At 67.4% G+C, this 17,142-nt stretch carries 18 protein-coding genes; 9 read left to right on the forward strand and 9 right to left on the reverse strand.

From position 1 onward, the window contains the following. Positions 1 to 13: 13 nt before the first annotated feature. Positions 14 to 886 (reverse strand): AAA family ATPase, encoded by an 873-nt coding sequence (locus tag CAL24_RS04950; protein ID WP_028356559.1) that lies wholly within the window; start codon positions 884 to 886, stop codon positions 14 to 16. Positions 887 to 1,038: 152 nt separating this feature from the next. On the opposite strand from CAL24_RS04950, the gene CAL24_RS04955 reads away from it, so the two are divergent. Together CAL24_RS04955 and CAL24_RS04960 are read left to right on the forward strand one after the other, a co-directional pair. Then, the gene (locus CAL24_RS04955; protein ID WP_028356558.1) at positions 1,039 to 1,380 is read left to right on the forward strand and encodes a c-type cytochrome; all 342 of its coding nucleotides are present in this window, start codon (positions 1,039 to 1,041) and stop codon (positions 1,378 to 1,380) included. 14 nt (positions 1,381 to 1,394) lie between these two features. Continuing rightward, positions 1,395 to 1,757: a c-type cytochrome gene (locus tag CAL24_RS04960; protein ID WP_028356557.1), complete on the forward strand. Its 363-nt coding sequence runs from the start codon at positions 1,395 to 1,397 to the stop codon at positions 1,755 to 1,757. Between the two features lie 76 nt (positions 1,758 to 1,833). On the opposite strand, the gene CAL24_RS04965 is transcribed toward CAL24_RS04960, so the two are convergent. Next, a complete protein-coding gene (locus CAL24_RS04965) occupies positions 1,834 to 2,259 on the reverse strand; it encodes a DUF1841 family protein (protein WP_028356556.1) in 426 nt (141 codons plus the stop codon). 203 nt (positions 2,260 to 2,462) lie between these two features. On the opposite strand from CAL24_RS04965, the gene icd reads away from it, so the two are divergent. Together icd and CAL24_RS04975 are read left to right on the forward strand one after the other, a co-directional pair. Then, positions 2,463 to 3,719 (forward strand): NADP-dependent isocitrate dehydrogenase, encoded by a 1,257-nt coding sequence (icd, locus tag CAL24_RS04970; protein WP_028356555.1) that lies wholly within the window; start codon positions 2,463 to 2,465, stop codon positions 3,717 to 3,719. 452 nt (positions 3,720 to 4,171) lie between these two features. Then, a complete protein-coding gene (locus CAL24_RS04975; protein WP_028356554.1) occupies positions 4,172 to 5,308 on the forward strand; it encodes a porin in 1,137 nt (378 codons plus the stop codon). Positions 5,309 to 5,384: 76 nt separating this feature from the next. Here CAL24_RS04975 and CAL24_RS04980 read toward each other — a convergent pair whose 3' ends face one another. Then, entirely contained in the window at positions 5,385 to 5,780 is a 396-nt protein-coding gene (locus tag CAL24_RS04980) for a pyrimidine dimer DNA glycosylase/endonuclease V (protein WP_094805888.1), read from the reverse strand. Positions 5,781 to 6,123: 343 nt separating this feature from the next. Here CAL24_RS04980 and CAL24_RS04985 point away from each other — a divergent pair, with 343 nt between their 5' ends. Further along, entirely contained in the window at positions 6,124 to 6,405 is a 282-nt protein-coding gene (locus CAL24_RS04985; RefSeq protein WP_028356552.1) for a DUF4212 domain-containing protein, read from the forward strand. Further along, complete coding sequence (locus CAL24_RS04990) at positions 6,405 to 8,486, forward strand: VC_2705 family sodium/solute symporter (RefSeq protein WP_028356551.1); 2,082 nt, start codon at positions 6,405 to 6,407, stop codon at positions 8,484 to 8,486. The genes CAL24_RS04985 and CAL24_RS04990 overlap by 1 nt, the downstream gene beginning before the upstream one ends. 18 nt (positions 8,487 to 8,504) lie before the next feature. Here the strand turns inward: CAL24_RS04990 and CAL24_RS04995 are convergent, their stop codons facing one another. From CAL24_RS04995 to trxB, 3 genes are read right to left on the reverse strand one after another with little or no spacing between them, the layout of a single operon-like run. Further along, on the reverse strand, positions 8,505 to 8,837 hold the full coding sequence (locus CAL24_RS04995) for an SMR family transporter (protein WP_094806497.1): 333 nt from the start codon (positions 8,835 to 8,837) through the stop codon (positions 8,505 to 8,507). Continuing rightward, the gene (locus tag CAL24_RS05000) at positions 8,834 to 9,505 is read right to left on the reverse strand and encodes a Smr/MutS family protein (RefSeq protein ID WP_094805889.1); all 672 of its coding nucleotides are present in this window, start codon (positions 9,503 to 9,505) and stop codon (positions 8,834 to 8,836) included. Before CAL24_RS05000 ends, CAL24_RS04995 begins: the two co-directional genes overlap by 4 nt. After that, positions 9,492 to 10,451, reverse strand: a complete 960-nt coding sequence (trxB, locus tag CAL24_RS05005) for a thioredoxin-disulfide reductase (RefSeq protein ID WP_094805890.1) — start codon at positions 10,449 to 10,451, stop codon at positions 9,492 to 9,494. Before trxB ends, CAL24_RS05000 begins: the two co-directional genes overlap by 14 nt. 42 nt (positions 10,452 to 10,493) lie before the next feature. Here trxB and CAL24_RS05010 point away from each other — a divergent pair, with 42 nt between their 5' ends. The 3 genes from CAL24_RS05010 to CAL24_RS05020 are packed head-to-tail and all read left to right on the forward strand — an operon-like array spanning position 10,494 to position 14,359. Next, a complete protein-coding gene (locus tag CAL24_RS05010) occupies positions 10,494 to 12,857 on the forward strand; it encodes a DNA translocase FtsK (RefSeq protein ID WP_094805891.1) in 2,364 nt (787 codons plus the stop codon). After that, a complete protein-coding gene (lolA, locus tag CAL24_RS05015) occupies positions 12,857 to 13,483 on the forward strand; it encodes an outer membrane lipoprotein chaperone LolA (RefSeq protein WP_028356546.1) in 627 nt (208 codons plus the stop codon). Before CAL24_RS05010 ends, lolA begins: the two co-directional genes overlap by 1 nt. Before the next feature lie 12 nt (positions 13,484 to 13,495). Continuing rightward, positions 13,496 to 14,359 carry an alpha/beta fold hydrolase gene (locus CAL24_RS05020; RefSeq protein ID WP_094805892.1) on the forward strand — a complete coding sequence of 288 codons (864 nt, stop codon included), beginning with the start codon at positions 13,496 to 13,498 and terminating at the stop codon, positions 14,357 to 14,359. Between the two features lie 11 nt (positions 14,360 to 14,370). Here CAL24_RS05020 and CAL24_RS05025 read toward each other — a convergent pair whose 3' ends face one another. Genes CAL24_RS05025 through CAL24_RS05035 form a run of 3 tightly spaced genes read right to left on the reverse strand, consistent with a single transcriptional unit; the run spans position 14,371 to position 17,139 of the window. Next, entirely contained in the window at positions 14,371 to 14,784 is a 414-nt protein-coding gene (locus CAL24_RS05025) for a RidA family protein (RefSeq protein ID WP_094805893.1), read from the reverse strand. After that, positions 14,781 to 16,265 carry an N-acyl-D-amino-acid deacylase family protein gene (locus CAL24_RS05030; protein WP_028356543.1) on the reverse strand — a complete coding sequence of 495 codons (1,485 nt, stop codon included), beginning with the start codon at positions 16,263 to 16,265 and terminating at the stop codon, positions 14,781 to 14,783. The genes CAL24_RS05025 and CAL24_RS05030 overlap by 4 nt, the downstream gene beginning before the upstream one ends. A gap of 4 nt (positions 16,266 to 16,269) precedes the next feature. Continuing rightward, positions 16,270 to 17,139: a MurR/RpiR family transcriptional regulator gene (locus CAL24_RS05035; RefSeq protein WP_094805894.1), complete on the reverse strand. Its 870-nt coding sequence runs from the start codon at positions 17,137 to 17,139 to the stop codon at positions 16,270 to 16,272. Between the last annotated feature and the right edge of the window lie 3 nt (positions 17,140 to 17,142).

Here is a 17,142-nt window from a genome sequence, read left to right on the forward strand (position 1 = left end):
GTGGCGGGCCGATTCAGCGCCGCTGCGAGCCGCGCGTCATGGCGGCCAGCCGTTCCAGCAATTGCACATCCTGCTCGTTCTTGAGCAGGGCGCCGGCCAGCATCGGCACCGAGGCGGCCGCGTGGGCGTCGATCTGGGCCGCGCTGGCGCCCTCGGCCAGCAGCAGGCGCAGCCAGTCCAGCAGTTCCGAGGTGGACGGCTTCTTCTTCAGGCCGGGCGCCTCGCGCAATGCGAAGAAGGTGTCCAGCGCGGCCCGCAGCACGTCCTGCTTCAGGTCGGGAAAGTGCACGCCGACGATGTCGCGCATGGTCTCGCGGTCCGGGAAGCGGATGTAGTGGAAGAAGCAGCGGCGCAGGAATGCGTCGGGCAGGTCCTTCTCGTTGTTGGAGGTGATGATGACCAGCGGCCGGTGGCGCGCGGCGATGGTCTGGCGCGTTTCGTAGACATGGAATTCCATGCGGTCGAGTTCGCGCAGCAGGTCATTGGGGAATTCGATGTCGGCCTTGTCGATCTCGTCGATCAGCAGCACCACCGGTTCGGGCGATTCGAACGCCTGCCACAGCGTGCCCGGCACGATGTAATTGCGGATATCTCGCACCTTTTCGTCGCCCAGTTGCGAATCGCGCAGGCGCGAGACGGCATCGTATTCGTACAGGCCCTGGTGGGCCTTGGTGGTGGACTTGATATGCCACTGCAGCAGCGGCCGGCCCAGCGCCTGCGCCACTTCTTCGGCCAGCATGGTCTTGCCCGTGCCCGGCTCGCCCTTGATGAGCAAGGGGCGCTGCAGCGTCAGCGCGGCGTTGACGGCAAGCTTGAGATCGTCGGTGGCGACGTAGCGCTCGGTTCCTTCGAAGCGGGATGCGGGGGAAGTCTGGGCAGCGGGCATGGGCGATGGCGTGGGCAGGTGAGGCGCCGGCAGGCGTGCGCGGGTTGGTATGGCTCGGCAACAATTATCGTACAATCGCAGGGTTTTGTAGCTGGGCATAGACCCGGCGCTCATCCCTAGCCAAGTTTTCAGCCTTACCAAGAGCCATTCCAATGAAGTTGAGAACCTCTCTGTCCGTGCTGGCCACGGTGGCGTCCTGTGCGATCGCCGGCCAGGCGGTCGCCGCCGATGCAGCGCCGGTCGGTAATGTCCAGAACGCCCGCGACAAAGTCTCCATGTGCATCGGTTGCCATGGCATTCCGGGATACAAAGCCAGCTTTCCGGAGCTCTATCACGTTCCGATGATCGCCGGGCAAAACGCCAAGTACATCGAAGCGGCCCTCAATGAGTACAAGAAGGGTGCGCGCAGCCATCCCACGATGGACGCCATCGCCGGCAGCCTGAGCGATCAGGACATCGCCGACCTGGCCGCGTACTACGCCAATCTCAAGTAATCCGGGGGCAAACCATGAAACGCTATACGCTGACCCTCGCGGGCGTCGTGCTGGCTGCCGCCGGCTGCGCCGCGCAGGCGCAAAACCTGGCCGCCGGCAAGGCGGTGTACGACAAGTTCAATTGCGCGTCGTGCCACGGCGCCGACGCCAAGACCGCGGTGGACCCGAGCTACCCGATCCTGGCCGGCCAGCATGCCGATTACCTGAGGCAGGCGCTGCATTCGTACAAGCGCGGCGCCGCCGGCGCCCCGGCTTCGTCGAACGTGCGCAAGAACCCCATCATGGGCGCGTTCGCCGCCCAGCTGTCGGACCAGGACATCGCCCACGTGGCCGAATGGCTGGCTGCCCAGCCCAGCGACCTGGGCGTGCGCAAGTAACGCGGCCCCGTCGCGTCCATGAAAAAACCCCGCGCCTGGCGCGGGGTTTTTCTTGCCGCGCCGGCGGGCGCGGGCCTCAGCGCTCGGCGCGCTGCCGGATGAGGTCGATGTAGGCGTCGCTGTCGAGCGGCGTGCCCAGGCGCTGCGCCTCCCAGACCACCTGGCCCAGGCATTCCATGATTTCGTGCGCCGCCTGGTGCGCGTCGCTGCGCGCCACCAGCTTCTGGTAGGCGGCGCGAATGCCATGGGGATGGTCGATCGACAGCTGTTCGGCGATGGCCAGGTGCATCGACAAATGCAGGAACGGGTTGGTGCGGCCGTGCTCGACCGGGTATTCGGCCGTCATGGCGTCGGGATGCTCGAGGTCGCCATGGTATTCCGGGTGCTCGATGATCCAGTCCAGCGCCATGGATTCCAGCGGCGTCAGGACCTCGGCCGCGCGGTGCTTGCGCCAGGTCTCGATGAAGAATTCGCGGACTTGGTCGCGGGAAGGGTTGAACATGGGGGAGGGGGCGGCCGTCGGCCTGAAAGACAACAGCCGCCATTTTAGCGCCCCTCCAGACCGCCCTTGCGGGCGCGACGCCCCAATGCGAGCTAGAATTGGGGGTTGTCCGCCATCCGGCTCGGGTTGCTAAGCGGGTTTTCAGCCTGCGCCGCCCCCGGTCAGGCGAGCGCGCAAAACCACCCGGAGCAACTGGAGCATTCATGTCCTACCAACATATCAAGGTTCCCGCAGGGGGCCAGAAAATCACGGTCAATGCCGACTTCTCGCTGAACGTGCCCGACCAGGCCATCGTTCCGTACATCGAGGGTGACGGCACCGGCGCCGACATCACCCCGGTCATGATCAAGGTCGTCGACGCGGCCGTGCAGAAGGCCTACGGCGGCAAGCGCAAGATACACTGGATGGAAGTCTACGCCGGCGAGAAGGCCACCAAGGTGTACGGTCCCGACGTCTGGCTGCCCGACGAAACCCTGGAAGTCGTGAAAGACTACGTGGTGTCGATCAAGGGCCCGCTGACCACGCCCGTGGGCGGCGGCATCCGTTCGCTGAACGTGGCGCTGCGCCAGCAGCTCGACCTGTACGTCTGCCTGCGCCCGGTGCGCTACTTCAAGGGCGTGCCGTCGCCGGTGCGCGAGCCGGAAAAGACCGACATGGTCATCTTCCGCGAGAACTCCGAAGACATCTACGCCGGCATCGAATACCAGGCCGAAACCGAGCAGGCCAAGGAACTGATCCAGTTCCTGCAGACCAAGCTGGGCGTCAAGAAGATCCGCTTCCCGAACACCTCGTCGATCGGCATCAAGCCGGTGTCGCGCGAAGGCACCGAGCGCCTGGTGCGCAAGGCGATCCAGTACGCCATCGACAACGACCGCGCCTCGGTCACCCTGGTGCACAAGGGCAACATCATGAAGTTCACCGAAGGTGGCTTCCGCGATTGGGGCTACGAGCTGGCCCAGAAGGAATTCGGCGCCCAGCTGATCGACGGCGGCCCGTGGTGCAAGTTCAAGAATCCCAAGACCGGTCGCGAGATCATCGTCAAGGATTCCATCGCCGACGCCTTCCTGCAGCAGATCCTGCTGCGTCCGGCCGAATACGATGTCATCGCCACCCTGAACCTGAACGGCGACTACATCTCCGACGCGCTGGCCGCGCAGGTGGGCGGCATCGGCATCGCCCCGGGCGCCAACCTGTCCGACTCGGTCGCCATGTTCGAGGCCACCCATGGCACGGCGCCCAAGTACGCCGGCAAGGACTACGTCAACCCGGGCTCGGAAATCCTCTCGGCCGAGATGATGCTGCGCCACATGGGCTGGACCGAAGCGGCCGATCTCATCATTGCCAGCATGGAAAAATCCATCCTGTCGAAGCAGGTCACCTATGACTTCGCGCGGCTGCTCGAAGGCGCCACCCAGGTGTCGTGCTCGGGCTTCGGCCAGGTCATGATCGACAACATGTAATTCGGCGCCGGGCGGCCATCTTGGCCGCCTGCTGTCCAAAAAGCCGCCCGCAGGGCGGCTTTTTTACGTCTTAATACCCGGACAAAACGATGGACAGATATTGTCCATATGTATTAAAAACATGGCCTGGCAGCGGCGGGTCCGAAAATCCATCTAAAAAGCACTCGCCGGAAAAGCAGCGGGCAAGCCGTCCGCGCGGCGCCCCGGGATCGCATCTGTTGCTTGCACGCCATAAATCCAATGTTTATGAAAGTGTATTAAGTAACCTAATGTTTTGTTTCAAGATTTTTCGCTAGAGGGAAATCGTTAATTTTCCCGGTCTTGCAGAAATCTTTTGATTACTTGTGTAGTTCCTCGTTTTGGTGAATGCAACGCCTTTCCCTAACGTATGGGTTCGGAACTGTCTCCGCGGGTGGAGACAGACGGCTTTCACTCTTGATCGGGATGAGGACATGAAACTAACAAGAACCTTGCTCGCCGGCGCAATCCTTGCCGGCATCGGCGGCACCGCGTACGCAGAAACGTCGGTGACCCTGTACGGCTTGATCGACGTCGGTATCACCTACCAGCGCGGCAAAGTGGGCACCGAAGATGTCAACCGTCCCCTGTACGGTGGTGATTACCAGTCCCGCATCGGCATGACTGACGGCATCCAGAGCGGTTCGCGCTGGGGCCTGCGCGGCACCGAAGACCTGGGCGATGGCCTGTCGGCGGTGTTCGTGCTGGAAAGCGGTTTCGGCGCCAGCAACGGCAACAGCAAGCAAGGCGACCGCCTGTTCGGCCGCCAGGCCACCATCGGCCTGGCCCACCAGTCGTTCGGTCAGCTCGACCTGGGCCGCCAGACCAACATCGCCTCGAAGTACTTCGCCGACATCGATCCGTTCTCGCTCAGCTACCTGAACTCCTCCATGGGTTCGGCGTTCAGCGCCGCCGATACGGTTCGCTATGACAACATGGTGATGTACCAGACCCCGAGCTGGAGCGGCTTCCAGGCTGGTATCGGCTACTCGTTCTCGACCGATGACGTCGAAGGCCCGACCAACTTCGAGACCGACGACAACAACAAGGCCCTGACGGCCGGCCTGCGCTATACCGGCGGCCCGCTGCAAGTGGCTTTGACCTATGACCAGCAGTGGCGCGAGCCCAGCCAGCCGCAACCCAAGCAGATCATCCTGGGCGCGGCCTACGACTTCGAAGTCGTGAAGCTGTCGCTGGCCTACGGCCGCACCGAAGACGGCGTGTTCCTGGGTCAGGACTTCGACCTGGGCGGCGGCTATGCCAACCCCAACACCCCGGCCAAGGGCCTGGGCAACACCAACGACCGCTTCACCTGGGACGGCCTGAAGATCAATTCGTACCTGGTTGGTGTGAGCGCGCCCATCGGCGGCGCCAGCAACGTGTTCGCGTCGTGGCAGCGTGCCGACCCGAACAAAGAGCTGGAGAACATGGATATCTACAGCCTGGGCTACACCTACGATCTGTCCAAGCGGACCAACCTGTATGCGATCGGCTCGTACGCCGACGGCTACGCGTTCGTCGACGGCAACAAGATGCTGACGGTGGGCGTCGGCCTGCGTCACCGCTTCTGATCAGGGTACGGGTTGCCCTTTTTCCGAGCGGAGTCGGGGCACCTTTCTTTGGCCATCCATTCGTGGATGGCCTTTTTTATGCCTGCGGCGCGCCGTCCGGGTAGCGCGGACCGCCCCGCTCGGCTATGCGCCGCCGGTTCAGGGCCAGGGCCTGCGGGGTAGGGGTCCAGTCGCCCCATAGTGGGGCGGGGATGTCGGCGTGCGCCTGCGCCAGCGGCGCCAGGAAGCCGGGCTGATAGCCGCGCCGCTGCATTTCCTGCACCAGTTCAGCGTGGCGGCGGGCCAGGTAGCCCAGGCGCGTATAGAAAAACAACAAGTGGCCCTTGCCCAGGGTGTATTCGGCGGGCCGGGGCACCGGGCCGCGTTCCCAGGCCCGGCGGGCGAGCGCGAAGACGCGCGGCAGCTCGCGGTATTCCGCCACCAGGTGCTGGCGGGTCAGTTCTTGCACGGGAACGCAATTGATGCGGGTCATGGGCTTGCGGGTGGATCAAACCCCTATCTTAGCGGGCCGGATGAGGCTGCGGGCGCTGTTATGCACCATATCGGTGCATTCAATCACATGTTTCAGCGCCGTCTTAGGGCATTCCCCTAGTGTGACAATCCCGTTCATGGTGCAGAATCCTGATCCATGCAGGTGAGGAGACAAACAGCCCTGCATGGGCGACCGGCGGCACCGGTATAACAAACTGGCAGTACCCAATAAAAGCAAAACGCACAACGGCTGGCACCATTACGTGCCGGCCGTTGTCGCTTCCAAGGCCTGGGTTGGTGCATAAGGGCTTTGCAAGCGCTGCGTAACCGGATATTAATCACGCATGCCGGAAACCCGCCCCAAGACCGCTCCTCCCGCCACCACGCCCTATTGGCGGCGCAACGTACGGCTGATCGCCATCCTGACCGCATGCTGGGCGGCGCTGACCTTCCTGCCGGCCTTTTTCGCCCGCGACCTGTCGTTCGACTTCATCGGCTGGCCGTTCTCGTTCTGGATGGCCGCCTATGGCGCGCCGCTGTCGTACCTGGTGCTGATCGGCATCTATGCCCGCCTGATGAATCGCGCCGACGCGCGCGAGCGCCAGGACGACGAGCGGGGCGGCTGATGCCATTCACCGGCGACAATCCGCGCGAATTCGACATTCGGCTGCGGCGCATCTATGTGCTGTATACGGCCGGCTTCGCCTTGCTGATCCTGCTGCTGGGGCTGGCCGAGGTGGCCGGCATGGCGCGCAACTGGATCGGCTATGTGTTCCTGCTGGTCACCGTCAGCCTCTACGCCGGCATCGGGATTCTGTGCCGCACCTCCGACCAGGTCGAATACTACGTGGCCGGACGCCGCGTGCCGGCCTTCTACAACGGCATGGCCACCGCGGCCGACTGGATGTCGGTGGCGTCTTTCATCGGCGTGGCCGGCACCCTTTACCTGACTGGCTACGGCGGGCTGGCGTACATCATGGGCTGGACCGGCGGCTATGTGCTGGTGGCGCTGCTGCTGGCGCCGTATTTGCGCAAGTTCGGCCAGTACACCATCCCGGACTTTATGGGCGCGCGCTATGGCGGCAACCTGGCGCGCCTGGCCGGCGTGGCGTGCGCCGTCCTCTGTTCGTTCACCTACCTGGTGGCCCAGATCTACGGCGTGGGCATCATCACCACGCGCATGACCGGCATCTCGTTCGAACTGGGCATCTTCGTGGCGCTGGGCGGCATGCTGGTGTGCTCGTTCCTGGGCGGCATGCGCGCCGTCACCTGGACCCAGGTGGGGCAGTACATCATCCTGGTGGTGGCGTATCTGGTGCCGGTGGTGTGGTTGTCGGTCAAGCACACCGGCATGCCCTTGCCGCAGCTCTCGGCCGGCACGGTGCTGCAGCAGGTCACCGAGAAGGAAGACCAGTTGCGCAAGGACGTCTCCGAGCTGCAGGTCCGCCAGCTGTGGCAGACGCGCGCCGACGAGATGACGCAGCGCCTGCAGGCGCTGCCGGAGTCTTGGGAACAGGAAAAGGACAAGCTGCGCAGCCGGCTGGCGCAACTGACCGCCACCGATGCGCCCATGGTCGAGGTCCGCTCGCTGGAGCGCGAGCTCGAGGCCTACCCGGCCAGCGTGGAAGAGGCCCGGGTACTGTGGTCGCAGGCCCGGGCCGCCTTCGAGGCGCGCAGCGCGCCGCCGGTGCCGCACGCCGAGCCGTTCCCGGCCAAGGACCCGGAGGAACGGCAGCACATGCGCATCAACTTCCTGGCGCTGGTGCTGTGCCTGATGCTGGGCACGGCCGGCATGCCGCACATCCTGATGCGGTCCTACACCACGCCATCGGTCGTCGAGGCGCGCCGCTCGGTGTGCTGGTCGCTGCTGTTCATCCTGCTGCTGTATTTCATGGCGCCCGCCCTGGCGCTATTGGTCAAGTACGAGGTCTACACCCAGGTGGTCGGCACGGACTTCCTCAGCCTGCCCAGCTGGGTGCACGCCTGGAGCGCGGTCGACATCAACCTGCTGAACTTGCTCGACGTGAACCGCGACGGCACCGTCCAGCTGGGCGAGATCAGCATGGGGGCGGACGTGGTGGTGCTGGCCATGCCGGAAATCGGCGGGCTGCCGTACATCATCTCGGGCCTGGTGGCGGCCGGCGGGCTGGCCGCGGCGCTGTCCACCGCCGACGGGCTGCTGCTGACCCTGTCGAATTCGCTGTCGCACGACATGTGGTACCGCCTGGTGTCGCCGCGCATGTCGGCGGCGCGCCGCGTCATGGTGTCGAAGATCCTGCTGCTGGCGGTGGCTTTCGGGGCCGCCTGGGTGGCGGCGCGCAAGCCGGCCGACATCCTGTTCATGGTGTCGGCGGCGTTTTCGTTCGCCGCGTCGTCGTTCTTCCCGGCCTTGGTCATGGGCATCTTCTGGCGGCGCGCCAACAAATGGGGCGCCACATTGGGCATGTTCGCCGGCCTGGCCACCACCTTCGCCTACATGGCGCACACGCATCCCTGGCTGCGCGAATGGGTGTTCGGCGTGGACCGGGGCCAGCCGGTGGACCTGTGGTGGGGCATACAGCCGGTCGCCGCCGGCGTGTTCGGCGCCCCGGTGGCTTTCGTGACGATCATCGTGGTGTCGCTCTTGACGCCGCCGCCGGACCGGGCCACCGACATGCTGGTGCAATACTTGCGCGAGCCCGACGGCAAGCCGGCGCAATTGCCCTGAGCGCAGACCGGCCGGCCGTCAGTGGCCGACCGACTTCGAGAAGACGTTCATGACCACCACGCCCGCGATGATCAAGGCGATGCCCAGGATCGCCGGCGCGTCCAGGTGCTGCTTGAAGAACAGCGCGCCCACCAGCGAGATCAGCACGATGCCGACGCCCGACCAGATGGCATAGGCGATGCCTACCGGGATCTCGCGCAGCGTCAGCGCCAGGAAATAGAAGGCCACCGCATAGCCCGCCACGGTGATGGCCGACGGCAGCAGGCGGGTGAAACCTTCGGCGCTTTTCAGCGCGCTGGTGGCGATGATCTCGGCCACGATGGCGATGCCCAGGTAGACCCACTTCATCAGCGCCTGGCCCCCGTCTGCCGCAGCAGCACCAGCAGGGCGCCCGCGCCGCCTTCGCGCTCGGGCGCCTGCGAGAACGCCATGACGTCCTGTTTCTGCACCAGCCAGGTGCGGACCTTGTCCTTGAGCACCGGCTCCAGGCCCTGCGAGCCATAGCCCTTGCCGTGCACGATCCGCACGCAGCGGATGCCATGTTCGAGGCATTCGTCCAGGAACGACAGCACCGCGTGGCGGGCCTGCTCGACCCGCAGGCCGTGCAGGTCCAGTTCGGCGCCGGCGGGCCATTGCCCGCGCCGCAGGTTGCGCGCGGTGTCGGGCGCGGCGTCGGCCCGCACGAAGGCCGTGCCGCCTTCGGACAGCAGGTGGGCCACCTCGCCGCCGTCCGAGACGCCGGCATCGGCGCGCGCGGCGGACTCGCCGACGGCCGCCGCGCGGCGCATGGCCACCGCCGTGCTGGAAGACGCGGGTTGCGGCGCCGGCGGCGCGCGCCGGCCGCTCTGCTTCAGGGGCGTGACGGCATGCATGGCGCGCCGGAACGCGGCCGGATCGAAGACGGGCTCGTCGGCCGGCCGCGCCGGGGCGGCGGCGGCCTTTTCGGCCTGCGCGCGCGCCTGGCGGTCGCTTTGCTGCAGGCGCTTCAGGTCCGCCAGGCCAGCTTTATTGCCCCGCATTCTCCAGCCACCGCTGCGCGTCGAGGGCGGCCATGCAGCCCGTGCCGGCGCTGGTGATGGCCTGGCGGTAGACGTGGTCCTGCACGTCGCCGGCGGCGAACACGCCGGGCACCGAGGTCATGGTGGCCATGCCGGACAGGCCGCTCTTGGTGATGATGTAGCCGTCCTTCATGTCGAGCTGGCCTTCGAAGATGCCGGTATTGGGCTGGTGGCCGATCGCGATGAAGGCGCCGGTGACCTTCAGGTCTTCGGTGACGCCGGTGTCGGTGTGGCGGATGCGCACCCCGGTGACGCCGCCGTCGTCGCCCAGCACTTCGTCGAGCGTGTGGAACAGCTTGAGTTCCATGTTGCCATTGGCGACCTTGTCCATGAGCTTGTCGACCAGGATGGGCTCGGCGCGGAACTTGTCGCGGCGGTGGATGAGCGTGACCTTGCGGCAGATATTGGACAGGTACAGGGCTTCTTCGACGGCGGTGTTGCCGCCGCCCACCACGACCACGTCCTGGTTCTTGTAGAAGAACCCGTCGCAGGTGGCGCAGCCCGAGACGCCGCGGCCCATGAAGGCCTCTTCGGAAGGCAGGCCCAGGTACTTGGCCGACGCGCCCGTGGCGATGATGAGAGAGTCGCAGGTATAGATGTTGCCCGTGTCGCCGGTGAGGGTGAAGGGGCGGCGCGACAAGTCCACTTTGGCGATATGGTCAAAGACGATGTCGGTGTTGAAGCGCTCGGCGTGCTGCTGGAAGCGCTGCATCAGGTCGGGCCCCTGCACGCCGGTGGCGTCGGCGGGCCAGTTGTCCACGTCGGTGGTGGTCATGAGCTGGCCGCCTTGGGCCAGACCTGTAACAAGAACTGGCGCCAGATTGGCCCGCGCGGCGTAGACGGCCGCCGTGTAGCCGGCCGGGCCGGATCCGAGTATCAAAACTTTAGCGTGCTTGGGCGTGGACATAGGTAAGTATCTTTAGAGGGATGCCCAATTATAATGAGCCGCATGCCGCGTATTTCAACTGCTTCCCCGCGCGCCTCGCGCAACACCCGGAACGGCCCTTCGCCGTTGCAGGCACGAATTTCCGCCTTGCTGCGCGAAGCGCGCTGGATCCTGTTCGCCGCGCTGGCCGCCTGGCTGACGCTGGTGCTGGCCACCTGGTCGCCCGCCGACCCGGGCTGGTCGCATTCGGTGCCCGGCGGCGCCATCCACAACCAGGGGGGCACCCTGGGCGCCTACCTGTCCGATATCCTGCTGTACCTGTTCGGCTATTCCGCGTGGTGGTGGGTGATCCTGCTGCTGCATCGGGTACGCGCCGGCTATCGCCGCCTGGCCAGCCACTTGCGGGCGGGTGACGGCAAGCAGCCCGAGGTCCTGCCCCGCGTGCACTGGGAAGAGGGCGTCGGCTTTTTCCTGGTGCTGATCGGCTCGCTGGGCATCGAGGCGCTGCGCCTGTACAGCTGGGGCATGCACCTGCCGGGCGGCACCGACGGCGAAAGCGGCGCCGGCGGCGTCATCGGCCAGATGCTGGCCGGCTGGCTGTCCGAAGGCGTCGGCTTCACGGGCGGCACGCTGGCGCTGCTGGTGCTGCTGGCGGTCGGCCTGAGCCTGTTCTTCTCGTTTTCCTGGCTGCACGTGGCCGAACGCGTCGGCGCCTGGCTGGAAAGCCTGGTGCGCCGCGCCCGCGATTCCTACACCGCGCGCCAGGACCGCAAGGTCGGCGAGGTGGCCAAGGCGGTGCGCACCGAGCAGGTCGAGGCCAAGCACGAGAAGCTCGTCCACGAGCAGCCGGTGCGCATCGAGCCGGCCATTACCGTGGTGCCGCGCTCCGACCGGGTCGAGAAGGAAAAACAGCAGACGCTGTTCGCGCCGCCCGCGGGCGAGGGCGACCTGCCGGCCATCAGCCTGCTGGACCCGCCGGCGCCCAACCAGGAAACGGTCTCGGCCGAGACCATCGAATTCACTTCGCGCCTGATCGAGAAAAAGCTGGCCGACTTCGGCGTGAACGTCACCGTGGTGGCGGCCCAGGCCGGCCCCGTGATCACCCGCTACGAGATCGAGCCGGCCACCGGCGTCAAGGGCAGCCAGATCGTCAACCTGGCCAAGGACCTGGCGCGCGCGCTCAGCCTGGTCAGCATCCGCGTGGTGGAAACCATCCCGGGCAAGAACCTGATGGGCCTCGAACTGCCCAACCCGCGCCGGCAGATGGTCAAGCTGTCCGAGATCCTCGGCTCGCAGACCTACCACGCCAGCCATTCGAACGTGACCATGGCGCTGGGCAAGGACATCGCCGGCAATCCGGTGGTGGCCGACCTGGCCAAGATGCCCCACCTGCTGGTGGCCGGCACCACCGGCTCGGGCAAGTCGGTGGGGATCAACGCCATGATCCTGTCCCTGCTGTACAAGGCCAGCGCCGCTGATACCCGGCTGATCCTGATCGACCCCAAGATGCTCGAAATGAGCGTCTACGAAGGCATCCCCCACTTGCTGGCGCCGGTGGTCACCGACATGCGCCATGCGGCCAACGCGCTGAACTGGTGCGTGGGCGAGATGGAAAAGCGCTATCGCCTCATGAGCAAGATGGGCGTGCGCAACCTGGCCGGCTACAACAACAAGATCCGCGACGCGATCAAGCGCGAGGAACCCATCCCCAACCCGTTCTCGCTGACGCCCGACCAGCCCGAGCCGCTGGCGCCGCTGCCCACCATCGTGGTGGTCATCGACGAGCTGGCCGACCTGATGATGGTGGTCGGCAAGAAGATCGAGGAGCTCATCGCCCGCCTCGCGCAGAAGGCGCGCGCGGCCGGCATCCACTTGATCCTGGCCACCCAGCGTCCCAGCGTGGACGTCATCACGGGCCTCATCAAGGCCAACATTCCCACCCGCATCGCGTTCCAGGTGTCCTCCAAGATCGACTCGCGCACCATCCTCGACCAAATGGGCGCCGAGACCCTGCTGGGCCAGGGCGACATGCTCTACATGCCGCCGGGCACCGGCCTGCCGGTGCGCGTGCACGGCGCCTTCGTGCACGACGACGAAGTGCACCGCGTGGTCGAGCACCTCAAGGCGCAAGGCGAGCCGAACTATGTCGAGGGCCTGCTCGAGGGCGCCCTGGAAGGCGAGACCGGCGACGGCGTGGGCAGCGTTACCGGCTTCACCGATTCCGAAAGCGACCCGATGTACGACCAGGCCTGCGAAGTCGTGCTGAAGCATCGGCGCGCCTCCATCTCGCTGGTGCAGCGCCATCTGCGAATTGGTTACAACCGAGCGGCCCGGTTACTGGAACAGATGGAGCAATCGGGTATGGTGTCGGCAATGCAATCCAACGGCAACCGGGAGATCCTGGTGCCGTCCAAAGAGGAAGCCTGATGCCTGCTCTACGCCGGCTGGCCGCCGCGGCCGCCCTGCTGGTGCTGTGCCCGCTGGCCGCCATGGCGGCCGATGCCCGCACGCAGCTGAAATCCTTCGTGGCCGAAATCAAGAGCGCCACGGGTTCGTTCACCCAGTCCACCGTGGGACCGCAGGGCGCCACCCAGCGCGCCCAGAGCGGCACGTTCGCATTCCAGCGGCCCGGCAAGTTCAAGTGGGCGGTCAGCAAGCCCTACGAGCAATTGGTGGTGTCCGACGGCCAGCAACTGTTCCAGTACGATCCCGACCTGGTCCAGGTGACGGTGCGCAAGGTCGACCAGGCCATCGGCACGTCGCCGGCCGCCATCCTGTTCGGGTCGGGCGACCTGGAACAGGCCTTCCAGGTCGAGCCGTTGCCGGCGCGCGACGGCCTCGAATGGCTGCGCGCCAAGCCGCGCAATGCCGACGCCGGGTTCGCCCAGGTCGATATCGGCATGAAGGACAACCTGCCGGTGCGCGTGGAACTGCTGGACGCGTTCGGCCAGACGACCCGCGTCGAGCTGTCCGGCATCCAGGCCAATCCGTCGCTGCCGGCTGGCGAGTTCCGCTTCACGCCCCCCGCTGGCGTGGACGTGGTCAGGATGTAGCAAAGCCGCGTAATGGCGACCAATCCCGGCGCGCCGCCCGCCCATCCCGAACTCGCCCGGCTCGACGCGCTGGCCGGCCACCACGACATCCCCGGCCCGGACGGCACCGTGCGCTGGCGCACGCTCGGCAGCGGCGCGCCGCTGGTGCTGCTGCACGGCGGGCATGGCAGCTGGCTGCACTGGGTGCGCAACATCGAGGCGCTGGCGCGCCGCTACACCGTCTGGGTGCCCGACATGCCGGGCTACCTGGATTCGGCCGCCGCGCCGCCGCCCACCGGCGATGACGAACTGGAACCCCTGCTCGCCGCGCTACGGGCCACGCTCGACCGGGCGGTGGGCCCCGATACCGCCATCGGCCTGGCCGGCTTCTCGTTCGGCGGCCTGATGGCGGCGCGTCTGGCGGCCCGGCGGCCGCGCGTGGCGCGGCTGGCCCTGCTGGGCTCGGGCGGGCATGGCATGCCCCGGCCCCGCAAGCTGGACATGCGCAACTGGCGGCAGGCCGCCACGCCCGCGCAGCGGCGCGACATGCTGCGGCACAATCTCAACCAGCTCATGCTGCACCGGCACGCGCCCGACGAGCTGGCCCTGGCTGTCCATGAAATCAGCTGCGTGGCCACCCGGTTCCGCAGCCGCACCGCCTCGCACGGCAACGGCATGGTGCAGGCGCTGCGCCAGTACGGCGGGCCGGTGCTGTTGGTGTGGGGCGAGCACGACGTCACCGCCACGGCCCGCGAGGTGGCGCCCGCCATCGCCGCCGGCGGCCCCGGGCGGTTGTGGCGCGTGCTGCCCGACGCCGGCCACTGGGTGCAATACGAGGCGGCGGACGAGATCAACGAACTGCTGGCACGCTGGTTCGCCGGCGAATTGCGCGCCTGAGGCCGGCCGCGCTACGGGCGCTTGTAGGCCACGCAGTCCACCTCCACCTTGGCGTCGATCACCAGCCGCGATTCCACGCAGGCGCGCGCCGGCGGATGGTCGCCGAAGTACTCCCTGAACACCATGTTGAAAGCGGCGAAATCCCGCGGATCGTCGAGCCAGACGCCGCAGCGCACCACGTGCTCCGGGCCATAGCCGGCCTCGCGCAGGATCTGCAGCACATTGCCGATGGCCGCGCGCGACTGGGCCGTGATGCCGCCGTCGACCACCTCGCCGTCCTGCATGGGCACCTGGCCCGACACGTACAGCCAGCCGTCGGCCTGCACGGCGCGGGCGAACGGCATGTGCTGGCCGCCCTGGCCGGTGCCGCCGGCCACGCCGTAGCGGATGATGCCGTTGGCATCCGGGATCGGGGTATTGCTCATGATGTCTCCTGGGTGGAAGAGGAAAAGCGGCCGAAGCCGGCCCGCAGGTCGCCGCTGCGCGGCAGCCAGCGGCCCGCGCGCGCGCCGGTGAGGCGGCCGTCGCGATAGGACAGCCGGCCATTGACCCATACCGCCAGGATGCCTTGCGCGGGCCGCGCCGGGTCGGCGTAGGTGGCGCGGTCGGCCACGCTGGCCGGGTCGAACAGCACCAGGTCGGCATGATGGTCGACGCGCACCAGGCCGCGGCCGGCCAGGCCGAAGCGCGCCGCCGACAGACCGGTCATCTTGTGCACCGCCTGCGCCAGCGGAAACAGGCCGAGGTCGCGGCTGTAGTGGCCCAGCACGCGCGGAAAGGCGCCCCACAGGCGCGGATGCGGCAGCGGGTCGTTGGGCAGGCCGTCCGATCCGACCATGGTCAGGCGGTGCGCCAGGATGCGGCGCACGTCGTCTTCGTGCATGCCATGGTAGACCGCGCCGGCCGGCTGCAGCCGGCGCGCCGCCTCCACCAGCGGCACTTGCCACTGCGCGGCGATGTCCGCCAGCCTGCGGCCGGCCATGTCCGGATGCGGATCGGACCAGGTGATATCGATGTCGAACTCGTCGGTGACCTGCCGGAGGTCGAGCGTGGACGAGCTGGCTGAATAGGGGTAGCAGTCGCAGCCCACCGGCAGGTAGCGGCCGGCGGTGTCCAGGCTCGCTAGCACTTCGCGGCTGCGGCCCCAGTTGCCGGCGCCGGCGCATTTCAGGTGCGAGACGACCACCGGCACGCGGGCCTGCCGGCCGATCTCGTAGGCTTCTTGCAGGGCCTCGAGGATGGCGGCGAACTCGGAGCGCAGGTGCGTGGTGTACAAGGCGCCGAAGGCGTCCAGTTCGGCCGCCAGCGCCTGCACTTCGGCCGTGTCGGCATGCTGGGCGGATGCATAGGCCAGCCCGGTGCTCAGGCCGATCGCGCCCGCCTCCAGCGCTTCGCGCAGCTGCGCCCGCATGGCCGCGATCTCGGCCGCCGTGGCGCGGCGGTCGAGCCGGTCCATGTGGTTGTTGCGCAAGGCGGTGTGGCCGACCAGCGCGGCCACGTTGACGGTCGGCCGGGCGGCATCGACGGCGCGCGCGTAACCGGCGAAAGTCGGGTAGGCGAACGCCTCGCGGCCGCCCAGCAGGTTCATCGGGTCCGGCGGCTCGCCGCGCAGGCGCACCGGCGCGGCGCTGATGCCGCAGTTGCCCACCACCACCGTGGTCACGCCCTGCGACAGCTTGGGCAGCATGTCGGGCGTGCGGATGACGTTGGTGTCGTCGTGCGTGTGCACGTCGATGAAGCCGGGCGCCAGCGCCAGGCCGGCGCCGTCCACATGCTCGCGCGCCGGGGCCGCGCCCAGCGGGCCGATCGCCGCGATGCGGCCCGCGGCCAGGGCCACGTCGGCCTGGAAGCCGGCGGCGCCGCTGCCGTCCAGCACCTGCACGCCGCCGATCAGGGTGTCGTACATCGACTCAGTCTCCCAGCGGCAGCCGGTTGGGGCCGCCGCGGTACTCGTCCAGCGCCAGCTTGATGCGGCGCAGCCGTTCCTGGGTGGCTTCCTGGCGCGCCAGGGCCAGCTCCGTGGCCAGGATGTCGATGGCCAGCAGCATGGCGTAGCGCGACGACGACGGCTTGTAGATGAAATCGGTCTCGGCGGTCCGGATGGGCAGCACCACGTCGGCCAGCTCGGCCAACGGCGAGCCGGGATCGGTGAGCGCGACCATGCGGGCGCCGTACTGGCGCACGATACGGGCGCCGGCGAGGATCTCCGGGGTGAGGCCGGAGGTCGACAGCACCACCACCACGTCGCGTTCATCCAGCGTGGCCGCCACCATGCGCAGCAGCACCGCATCGCTGTAGGCCGCCACGGCGTAGCCCAGCCGCACCAGGCGCGACTGCAGTTCCTGCGACAGCACGGCCGAGGCGCCGCCCATGCCGAACACGTAAGTCATGCGCGCGTCGCGCACAATGCCGGCCGCCTGCTCGAACAGCGTTTCCGTGAACTGCGGCAGGTGCTCGCGCAAGGTGGCCTCGATATCGGCGTACAGCCGCGCGTAGAACGTGCTTTCTTCCGGCGTGGCCGGGTCGAGGAAGCGTTCGCCGACGGCGCTGGCCTGCGCCAGCCGGACCTTCAGGTCGCGCGTGTCGTCGCAGCCCACCGAGCGGGCGAAGCGCGAAATGGCGGCGATGCTGACGCCCGCCTTGTGGGCCAGCTGGTCTACCGTCGCGCCGGCCGCCGCGGCGATATCGTCCAGGATGGCGTCGGCCACCTTGCGTTCGGTGGCGCTCAGGCCGTCGCGGCGGCTGCGGATCTGGTAGACGATGTCGCGCGGAGTGGGCATGCC

It is taken from the genome of Bordetella genomosp. 2 (assembly GCF_002261345.1).
Classification (GTDB): Bacteria; Pseudomonadota; Gammaproteobacteria; order Burkholderiales; family Burkholderiaceae_B; genus Bordetella_A.

Bases quoted from the DNA above. Each gene is read 5' to 3' on its own strand.
- CAL24_RS04990 (WP_028356551.1), top strand. From the start codon at position 6,405: ATGCCATTCACCGGCGACAATCCGCGCGAATTCGACATTCGGCTGCGG.
- CAL24_RS04985 (WP_028356552.1), top strand. From the start codon at position 6,124: ATGCCGGAAACCCGCCCCAAGACCGCTCCTCCCGCCACCACGCCCTAT.
- CAL24_RS04950 (WP_028356559.1), bottom strand. From the start codon at position 886: ATGCCCGCTGCCCAGACTTCCCCCGCATCCCGCTTCGAAGGAACCGAG.
- CAL24_RS04965 (WP_028356556.1), bottom strand. From the start codon at position 2,259: ATGTTCAACCCTTCCCGCGACCAAGTCCGCGAATTCTTCATCGAGACC.
- CAL24_RS04975 (WP_028356554.1), top strand. From the start codon at position 4,172: ATGAAACTAACAAGAACCTTGCTCGCCGGCGCAATCCTTGCCGGCATC.
- CAL24_RS04955 (WP_028356558.1), top strand. From the start codon at position 1,039: ATGAAGTTGAGAACCTCTCTGTCCGTGCTGGCCACGGTGGCGTCCTGT.
- CAL24_RS05035 (WP_094805894.1), bottom strand. From the start codon at position 17,139: ATGCCCACTCCGCGCGACATCGTCTACCAGATCCGCAGCCGCCGCGAC.
- CAL24_RS05000 (WP_094805889.1), bottom strand. From the start codon at position 9,505: ATGCGGGGCAATAAAGCTGGCCTGGCGGACCTGAAGCGCCTGCAGCAA.
- lolA (WP_028356546.1), top strand. From the start codon at position 12,857: ATGCCTGCTCTACGCCGGCTGGCCGCCGCGGCCGCCCTGCTGGTGCTG.
- CAL24_RS05025 (WP_094805893.1), bottom strand. From the start codon at position 14,784: ATGAGCAATACCCCGATCCCGGATGCCAACGGCATCATCCGCTACGGC.
- icd (WP_028356555.1), top strand. From the start codon at position 2,463: ATGTCCTACCAACATATCAAGGTTCCCGCAGGGGGCCAGAAAATCACG.
- trxB (WP_094805890.1), bottom strand. From the start codon at position 10,451: ATGTCCACGCCCAAGCACGCTAAAGTTTTGATACTCGGATCCGGCCCG.
- CAL24_RS04980 (WP_094805888.1), bottom strand. From the start codon at position 5,780: ATGACCCGCATCAATTGCGTTCCCGTGCAAGAACTGACCCGCCAGCAC.
- CAL24_RS04960 (WP_028356557.1), top strand. From the start codon at position 1,395: ATGAAACGCTATACGCTGACCCTCGCGGGCGTCGTGCTGGCTGCCGCC.
- CAL24_RS05020 (WP_094805892.1), top strand. From the start codon at position 13,496: ATGGCGACCAATCCCGGCGCGCCGCCCGCCCATCCCGAACTCGCCCGG.
- CAL24_RS05010 (WP_094805891.1), top strand. From the start codon at position 10,494: ATGCCGCGTATTTCAACTGCTTCCCCGCGCGCCTCGCGCAACACCCGG.
- CAL24_RS05030 (WP_028356543.1), bottom strand. From the start codon at position 16,265: ATGTACGACACCCTGATCGGCGGCGTGCAGGTGCTGGACGGCAGCGGC.